This is a genomic window from Promicromonospora sp. NPDC060204, from assembly GCF_042728455.1.
In the GTDB taxonomy this organism is placed as follows: domain Bacteria; phylum Actinomycetota; class Actinomycetes; order Actinomycetales; family Cellulomonadaceae; genus Promicromonospora.
On the sequence record NZ_JBHWZO010000274.1, the window covers coordinates 1 to 7,903 of the forward strand.

Consider the following 7,903-nt stretch of genomic DNA (forward strand, 5'->3'; position numbering starts at 1 on the left):
GTGCTGGCTATTTGTTGCCCGGAACCCCGGAAAGCAACAAATAGCCAGCACTCAACGAGACGGGTGGGTGGGCGGGTTCGGGTTAGGCCGAGTCGCCTTCGACCAGGCGGGGGGCGAAGACGCGGCGTTCGTCGCGGACCGGGCGGCCCGCGACCAGGTCCACGAGCATGCTCGTGGCGGCGCCGACCATCTGCACCACCGGGTTGTGCACGGTCGTCAGCCGGGGCGACGTCGTCTCGGCGATGCCGAGGTCGTCGAACCCGACCACCGAGACGTCGCCCGGCACGGACCGGCCCCGCTCGGCGAGCACCCGCAGCGTGGCCTCCGCCATGAGGTCCGACGCCGCGAAGATGCCGTCCAGGTCGGGGTGCCGGTCCAGGAGCCGCGCGGCGGCGACGAGCGCCCCCGCGACGGTGAAGTCGCCCTCGACCAGCGCGTCGTCGGGCAGGCCGGCGTCGCGCAGGGCGTCCCGCCAGCCGGTCATCCGGTCCACGCCGGCGGGCATGTCGAGCGGTCCGGTGATGGTGCCGATGCGCCGGCGGCCCCGGTCGATCATCCGCTGGGTGGCGATGCGGCCGCCCGCGACGTTGTCGACGTCGACGTAGCGCAGGCCGCGCGAGAAGAACGGGTCGGGCTCGAACAGCCGCCCCACGAAGACGGCCGGCAGCGCCGCCGGCCCGAGCTCCGTCTCGAGCTGGTCGCCCTTGTGGTGCGACGCCACGATGACGCCGTCGACGTGGCCGCTGCGCAGGTAGCGGCCCACCCGCCCGCGCTGCTCGCCCGGGCGGGCGAGCAGCAGCACGAGCTGGAGGTCCGTCCCGGCCAGCCCCTCGCTGACACCCGCGAGGGTGCCGGAGAGGAACGGGTCGGTGAGGATGCGCTGGTCCGGCTCGGGCACCACGAGGGCGATCGAGTCGGTGCGCCGGGTCACGAGGGACCGGGCGGCTCGGTTCGGTGCGTACCCGAGGCGGGCGACGGCGTCGTCGACCGCCGCCTGCGCCTCGGGGGAGACTCGCAGGCCGCCGTTGATGGCGCGCGACGCGGTCGACCGGGACACCCCGGCCGCCTGGGCCACGTCATCGAGGGTGGGTGGGCCTGAGGTCGTCACGCCGTCGGAACCGCCTTGTCTCCGCCGTCGTCGTCGGTCGGGTACGGCACGGGTGCGGCACTTCGCTCCGGAACGGCATTGGCCCGCGCGACCTGACCGTACCAGCGGCCGGACGCCTTGACCGTGCGCTCCTGCGTCTCGAAGTCCACGCGCACGAGGCCGAAGCGCTTTCCGTAGCCCCACGCCCACTCGTAGTTGTCGAGCAGCGACCAGCCGAAGTAGCCGCGCACGTCGGCGCCCTCGTCGATCGCGTCCTTGACGGCGCGCAGGTGCACGTCGACGAAGCCGAGGCGCTCCTGGTCGTCCACGAACCCGTCCGGGCCCACGACGTCGTCGTACGCGCTGCCGTTCTCCGTGACGTACAGGGCGATGCCCCGCGGGCCCGTGTAGTCCTGCTGCAGGCGCAGCAGGAGGCGGGTGAGGCCCTCGGGCTGCACCTCCCAGTTCTGCGTGGTCACGGGCAGCCCGCGCGGGTGCGTGTACGCGCCGTCGCCGCCCGGGAACGGGGACGACGACGGCCGGGTCACCGGGGCGCCGCCGTCCAGCGGGTGCTCTGCCGGCACCGCCGCCACGGCGTTGCCGTGGTAGTAGTTCACGCCGAGCGAGTCGATGGGCGTCGAGATGATCTCGAGGTCGCCCTCCTGGATGTGCTGCTCCAGGCCGTACTCGCGCACGTCCTCCAGCACGTCCAGCGGGTACGCACCCCGCAGGATCGGGTCGGCGAAGATCCGGGTGAACCCGCCGTCGAGCCGGCGCGCGGCGTCGACGTCGGCGGGGTCGTCCGGGTTCAGCGGGTCCTCGACCTCGAAGTTGAGCGTGATGCCGAGGTTCGCCTCGGGCGCCCGCTCGCGCAGCGCCTGCACGGCCAGGCCGTGGCCCAGCATGAGGTGGTGCGCGGCGGCCAGGCCGTCCTCGCGGGACTGCCGGCCCGGCGCGTGCTGGCCGCCCGTGTAGCCCAGGAAGGCGGCGCACCACGGCTCGTTGAGCGTGGTCCACACGTCGACGCGGTCGCCGATCGCCTCGTGCATGGTCACGGCGTAGTCGCGGAACCGGTAGGCGGTGTCGCGGTTGACCCAGCCGTTCGACTCGGCCTCGATCGCCTGCGGCAGGTCCCAGTGGTAGAGCGTGAGCCACGGCAGGATGCCCGCGCCCAGCAGCTCGTCCACGAGCCGGTCGTAGTAGGCCAGGCCGGCCGGGTTGACCTCGCGCCCGCCGGGCACGACCCGGGACCACGACGTCGAGAACCGGTACGCCTTGATGCCGAGGTCCTTCATGAGCGCGACGTCGGCGGGGTAGCGGTGGTACTGGTCGCAGGCGACCTCGCCGTCCTCCTGGTTCAGGACGGCGCCGGGGACGTGCGCGAACACGTCCCACACGGAGTCCTCGCGGCCGTCCTCGTGGGCGGCGCCCTCGACCTGGTACGCGGCGGTGGCCGCGCCCCAGAGGAAGCCGTCCGGGAAGGGCACGGTCCCGGTCGCGTTCGACGACGGCGCGGTGCGCGGCGCGCTCGGCGTGTACGGCAGCGCGATCCCGGGGGCGGGCACGCGCGGCGCCGTCGGGTCGGTCTTGAAGCTCTGCGTGAGCTCGCGGGTCATCTGGGTCATCCCTTCACGGCTCCCTGCATGATTCCTGCGACGAGCTGCTTGCCGACGAAGGCGAAGATCACCAGCAGCGGCAGCGTCACGAGGAACACACCGCCCATGACCAACGAGTAGTCCACGAAGTAGTTCGACTGCAGCGACTTTACGACGAGCGGCAGCGTCGGGTTGTCCGAGCTGAGCACGATCGACGGCCAGAAGTAGTTGGTCCACTGCTGCACGAACGTGAACAGGCCGAGCATGGCCGCGGCCGGGCGCGCCGCGGGCAGCGCGATGCTCCAGAACGTGCGGATCATCGAGGCGCCGTCCACGCGGGCGGCCTCGATCAGCTCGTAGGGCAGCGACTCCGACAGGTACTGCGTCATCCAGAAGACGCCGAACGCGCTGACCAGCACCGGGACGATGACGGCCTGGAGCTTGCCGATCCAGTGCAGGTCGGACATGAGGATGTACAGCGGGATCACGCCGAGCTGGGTCGGCACCGCCATCGTGGCGATGACGAACACGAGCAGGGGCCCGCGGCCGCGGAAGCGCAGCTTCGCGAACGAGTAGCCGGCGAGCGTCGAGAACAGCACGACGGCTGCGGAGACGACGACGGCGATGATCACCGAGTTGGTCAGCGCCTTCCAGAAGTTGATCTGGGTCGACTCGATGACGGTCCGGAACTGCGTGAACAGCGACAGGTCGGGGAACCACTGCGGCACCGCGCTGCGCGAGATCTCGACCGGGTCGGACGAGCCCAGCAGCAGCGTGAAGTACAGCGGGAAGGCCGAGACGAGCAGCACGATCCCCAGCAGGGTGTAGACGACCCACCCGGCGCGGCGGTTCGGGCCCGCGCCGGCCTTCCGGGCCCGGCGGCGGGCAGCCGCCTTGGCGGCTCCCGATCCCGCGGTCTGGGCGGTGACGGCGACGGAGCTCATGCGTTCCCCCTGGTGATGCGCTTGCGCTTGGGCTTCTTGTCGGTGCCCGACGTCGAGATCTGGCGGGTGACCAGGAAGTTGACGAGGCCGATCAGCACGATGAGGAGGAACAGGAGCCAGGCGACGGCCGAGGCGCGCCCGAGGCTGTGCTGGTCGCCCCACGCGAGGTCGTAGAGGAACACCACGGTGGTCATCCAGTTCTGGTCCGGCCCACCGAGGCCGATCGAGTCGAACAGGCGGACCTCGTCGAAGATCTGCAGGCCGCCGATGGTCGACGTGATGACGACGAAGATGATGGTGGCCCGGATCTGCGGCACGGTGATGGAGAAGAACTGGCGCACGCGGCCCGCGCCGTCGATCACGGCGGCCTCGTACAGGTCGCGCGGCACCGCCTGCATCGCGGCGAGGAAGATGAGCGCGTTGTAGCCCAGCCAGCGGTAGTTCACCATCGTGGCGATGGCGACATGGCTGGCGATCCGGTCGCCGTGCCAGGCGATCGAGTCCAGGCCGATCGCGTTGAGCATGCCGTTGATCAGGCCGTACTGGTCGGCGAACAGGCGGCCGAAGATCAGCGAGACGGCGACGGGCGCGACCACGTAGGGGATCAGCACACCCATGCGCCAGAAGGTTGCCGCGCGCAGGTTCTGGTCGAGGAGCGCGGCGATGACGATCGCCAGGATCACCTGCGGCACCGAGGAGAACACGAAGATCGAGAGCGTGTTGACCAGGGCCTTCCAGAACGTCGGCTGGGCCAGCACGTCGGTGAAGTTCTGCAGGCCGACGAAGTCGCCCTGTCCGCCTAGCAGGCTCCACTCGTGCACGGACACGTAGGCCGTGTAGGCGAGGGGGAACAGGCCGGTCACCGCGAACAGGATGAAGAACGGCGAGATGTACAGGTACGGGGAGAGCTTCACGTCCCAGCGGCCGAGCCGCTGGGAGAAGCCGAGTCTGCGCGACTCGCGCTGTGGTGCACCGGACCCCGGTGCCGATCGTTGAGGTGTCAGGACGGCCATGTCATCTTCCGGTCATCTTCCGCTGTGTCATCGTCGTGTCGCCGCTTCGGTGCGACGCCCGCGTGGCGCGACCGGTGGCCGGGCTCGCCGAGACGCGTGTCTCGACCAACCCGACCACCGGTCGCGGCCAGCGGTTCAGGCCCAGGACGGGCCCGTTTCAGGCAGAGCCTGCTCAGCCGAGCGCGGCAGCCTTCTCGACCGCCTCGTCCCAGGCCTTGTCGGCGTCCTGCGACTTCGTGACGTCGACGCGGTTCAGCGCGTTGGTGACCTCGTCACGGATGGCGAAGTAGTTCGCACCCTTGAACGGGGCGCCGTCGATGCTCTGGGCGCGCTCAGAGAAGATCTCGCCCACCGGCGCGTCGTTGAAGAACGCGTTGGTCGAGGCCTGCACGGCCTCGGAGTCCTGCGCCTCGAGCTGCGACGGGAAGGTGCCCGCAGCCTCGAACGCCTTGGTCTGCTGCGCCGGGTCGGTCAGCCACGCGGCCAGCTCCTTGGCAGCCTCGGTGTGCGCGCCGGTCTCGGGGACGGTCAGGAACGAGCCGCCCCAGTTGCCGCCGCCGCCGGGGAAGACGTTGGCGACGTCCCAGCCCTCGACGCCACCCGCACGCTCCTCGACCGCACCGGTCATCCAGCCCGGGCAGAGCATCGTGGCGAACGCGTCCTTCTGGAAGCCGGCGTCCCAGTCGGCCTCCCACTGGATCAGGCCGGCCGACAGCTCGTCGTCCACCGAACCGGTGATCTGGTCGTAGATGTCCTTGACATCGGTGTTGGACGCGAGGTCCTTGGGCTCACCGGTCTCCGGGTCCTCGAACGCGGCGGGGAGCTGGTTGACCATGCCCTGGAAGGTGCCGCCGACGCTGTCGTACCACGCGCTGTCGGACTTCTTCACGAACTTGCGGCCCGCGGCGAAGTAGTCCTCCCACGTCGCGTCGTCGCCGCCGAGCAGCTCCGCGACCTCCTCGCGGTCGGTCGGCAGGCCGGCCTCCTCGAACAGGTCGGCGCGGTAGCAGACGGCCTCGGGGCCGATGTCGGTGCCGTAACCGATGACCTTGCCCTCGGTCGTGGTGGCCTGCTGGACCTTCCAGTCCACCCAGCGACCGTCGAGCTCGGGGTCGGTCAGGTCGGTGAACAGGTCGGGGTACTGCATGAGCTCGGGCAGCCAGTCGACCTCGATGGCCTCGATGTCGGCCAGGCCGTCACCACCGGCGGCGAGCTTGGTGGTCAGGTTGGCGCGGGCGTCGTCCGACGTGGCTGCCTTGACCTGCTCGACCGTGACGTTCGGGTGCTCGTCCGTGTACGAGGCGAGCATCTCGTCCGTGTAGCCGAAGTCGTTGAAGGTCGCGACCTTCAGGGTGATCGGGCCGTCCTCCTCGCCAGATCCTTCGTCGGATCCACCGCCGCAGGCGGTGAGGGCGAGCGCGACGGCGGCCACGCCGGCCGTCGCCTGGAGGGTACGGGCGGCTGCGCGCCGCGTGGGTCGGGTACTGCTCAGCACTGGGGACTCCCTTGTCGTGCGGTCTGGTCCTACGGGTTCTGCGGGTTCCTGCGGGTCGCGATCTCGTGCCGCGCTCGGCACAGCTGCGTACCGGCATTGGGAGCGCTCCCACTCCTGGGGTGTGGGAGCGCTACCACGCGACCTGATCGTCGCGTTCCGGGCCCCGCCGTGTCAAGGCGGGGAGTGGGCGAAGCCTGGTTCGCCTACTCCTTGATCCGGAAGCCCGAGACGGTCTGCACCGCCTGGTTCCAGGCGATCTCGGGGCTGTTGGTCCCGGCGTCCACGGCGGCCAGCGCGTTGTTGACCTCGTCACGGATGGCGAAGTAGTACGGGCCCTTGTGCGGGGCGCTGTCGATGGACTGGGCCCGCGCGGTGAAGATCGTGCCCACCGGCGCGTTGTTGAAGAACGGGTTCACGTAGCCCTGCACGGCCTCGGAGTCCTGGGCCTCGAGCTGCGACGGGAACGCGCCGGCGGTCGTGAAGGCCTCCGTCTGCTGCTCCGGTGCCGTGAGCCACGCGGCGAGCTCCTTGGCCTCGTCCGTGTGCAGGCCGGCCGAGGGCACCGTCAGGAACGAGCCGCCCCAGTTGCCGCCGCCACCAGGGAAGACGTTGGCCACGTCCCAGCCCTTGACCCCCTGGGAGTAGGACTCGATCGGGCCCATCATCCAGCCGGGGCAGAGCATCGTGGCGAAGGCGTTCTGCTGGAACCCGGCCGTCCACTGCGGGGTCCACTGCTCCAGGCCGGCCGAGAGGCCGGCGTCGATGCCGGAGGTGATCTGGTCGTAGATCGCGCGGACCTCGCTGTTGCTCGCCAGGTCGGTCGGCTTCTGCGTCGCCGGGTCCTCGAAGGCGGCGGGCAGCTGGTTGACCATGCCCTGGAACATGCCGGTGGTGCCGTCGAACCACGCGGCGTCGGACTGCGCCGTGAACTGGCGGCCCACCTCGAAGTAGCGCTCCCACGTGGCGTCCTTGCCGCCGAGCAGCTGGGCGACCTCGTCGCGGCCGGTCGGCAGGCCGGCGGCCTGGAACAGGTCGGCGCGGTAGCAGATCGCCTCCGGGCCGATGTCGGTGCCGTAGCCGAGCAGCTTGCCGTCGGTCGTCGTGGCCTGGGCCACCTTCCAGTCCACCCAGCGCTTGGTGACCTCGGGGTCCGTCAGGTCCTCGAAGAGCTCCGAGTGCTCCATCAGCTCCGGCAGCCAGTCGACCTCGGCCGCGACCACGTCGGCGAGCTCGGAGCCGTCACCCGTGGTGAACGCCTTGAGCATCTGCAGGCGGGCCTCGTCGGACGTCGGCGCCACGACGTGCTCGACGGTCACGTTCGGGTGCTCCTCGGTGTACCGGGCGAGCAGCTCGTCGGTGTACCCGAAGTCGTTGAACGTGGACACGGTCAGGGTGATCGGAGCGTCGTCGCCGTCGGAGCCCGCGGCATCCTCACCCAGGAGCGAGCCGCATCCGGTGAGGGGCAGGACGAGGGCCGCGAGCGTAGCGACAGCCGCGCGGCGGGGGGCGACGGTCCGGCTTCGGACCGGTCCGTGTTTGGTGGGCACTGATACTCCTCGGGTTCGGTACGCGTGTGGATGCGTGAAAGCGATATCAGAGCACAAACTCGCCCACATCCGACACGAATGTTCGCTCAGGTTCTAGCACCTCGCCGTCGCGAAACGAACGAGATGGAACGAACGTAAAGTACCAATTAGCAAACGATGTCTGAAATGCCGCAGTCGTGCCTGGAAGGGAAAAAACTCGTCAGGATCTGAGCTGGGCCGCAC

General features: G+C 70.1%; 6 protein-coding genes. All 6 read right to left on the bottom strand.

From position 1 onward, the window contains the following. Positions 1-82 precede the first annotated feature (82 nt). The 6 genes from ACFWEJ_RS24600 to ACFWEJ_RS24625 all read right to left on the bottom strand — a co-directional run bounded on the left by ACFWEJ_RS24600 (position 83) and on the right by ACFWEJ_RS24625 (position 7,681). Positions 83-1,075: a LacI family DNA-binding transcriptional regulator gene (locus ACFWEJ_RS24600; RefSeq protein ID WP_377231809.1), complete on the bottom strand. Its 993-nt coding sequence runs from the start codon at positions 1,073-1,075 to the stop codon at positions 83-85. A 29-nt stretch (positions 1,076-1,104) separates the two neighbouring features. Then, on the bottom strand, positions 1,105-2,703 hold the full coding sequence (locus tag ACFWEJ_RS24605; protein WP_377231814.1) for a GH1 family beta-glucosidase: 1,599 nt from the start codon (positions 2,701-2,703) through the stop codon (positions 1,105-1,107). A gap of 5 nt (positions 2,704-2,708) precedes the next feature. After that, positions 2,709-3,626, bottom strand: coding sequence for a carbohydrate ABC transporter permease (locus ACFWEJ_RS24610; protein WP_377231810.1), 918 nt, complete (start codon positions 3,624-3,626; stop codon positions 2,709-2,711). Further along, positions 3,623-4,639 carry a carbohydrate ABC transporter permease gene (locus ACFWEJ_RS24615; RefSeq protein WP_377231811.1) on the bottom strand — a complete coding sequence of 339 codons (1,017 nt, stop codon included), beginning with the start codon at positions 4,637-4,639 and terminating at the stop codon, positions 3,623-3,625. The genes ACFWEJ_RS24610 and ACFWEJ_RS24615 overlap by 4 nt, the downstream gene beginning before the upstream one ends. 172 nt (positions 4,640-4,811) lie before the next feature. After that, positions 4,812-6,134, bottom strand: a complete 1,323-nt coding sequence (locus ACFWEJ_RS24620; RefSeq protein ID WP_377231812.1) for an extracellular solute-binding protein — start codon at positions 6,132-6,134, stop codon at positions 4,812-4,814. A gap of 203 nt (positions 6,135-6,337) precedes the next feature. After that, a complete protein-coding gene (locus ACFWEJ_RS24625; protein ID WP_377231813.1) occupies positions 6,338-7,681 on the bottom strand; it encodes an ABC transporter substrate-binding protein in 1,344 nt (447 codons plus the stop codon). Between the last annotated feature and the right edge of the window lie 222 nt (positions 7,682-7,903).

Bases quoted from the DNA above. Each gene is read 5' to 3' on its own strand.
- ACFWEJ_RS24605 (WP_377231814.1), bottom strand. From the start codon at position 2,703: ATGACCCGCGAGCTCACGCAGAGCTTCAAGACCGACCCGACGGCGCCG.
- ACFWEJ_RS24610 (WP_377231810.1), bottom strand. From the start codon at position 3,626: ATGAGCTCCGTCGCCGTCACCGCCCAGACCGCGGGATCGGGAGCCGCC.
- ACFWEJ_RS24615 (WP_377231811.1), bottom strand. From the start codon at position 4,639: ATGGCCGTCCTGACACCTCAACGATCGGCACCGGGGTCCGGTGCACCA.